This is a genomic window from Cupriavidus sp. SIMBA_020, assembly GCF_046535395.1.
GTDB lineage: Bacteria > Pseudomonadota > Gammaproteobacteria > Burkholderiales > Burkholderiaceae > Cupriavidus > Cupriavidus campinensis.
This window is the reverse complement of record NZ_JAWRWU010001443.1, coordinates 1-244: the sequence shown is the minus strand read 5'-3', so window position 1 is coordinate 244 and position 244 is coordinate 1. Positions and strand designations below refer to the sequence as shown.

At 68.9% G+C, this 244-nt stretch carries 1 protein-coding gene; it reads right to left on the bottom strand.

The genetic code is table 11. From position 1 onward, the window contains the following. Positions 1-244: NAD(P)-binding domain-containing protein (locus SB751_RS34330; RefSeq protein WP_410749537.1), on the bottom strand; the 244-nt coding region annotated here is incomplete at both ends.

Here is a 244-nt window from a genome sequence, read left to right as displayed (position 1 = left end):
GCATCTGCAAACCAGCCGCCTCGATGCGCTTGCCGAGGTCGATCGCGAAGTCCGGCGCGACCGTCGCGCTCGAAATCACCACGGCGCCTGGCTTCATCGCCGGGACCGCGCCCTGTTCGCCGAACAGCACCGCCTCGGTTTGCGCGGCATTGACCACGAGCGTGACGACCACTTCGCATTGCGCGCCGAGTTCGGCGGGCGTCGCACAGCCCACACCGCCTTCCGCGACGAACGCCTGCAGGAC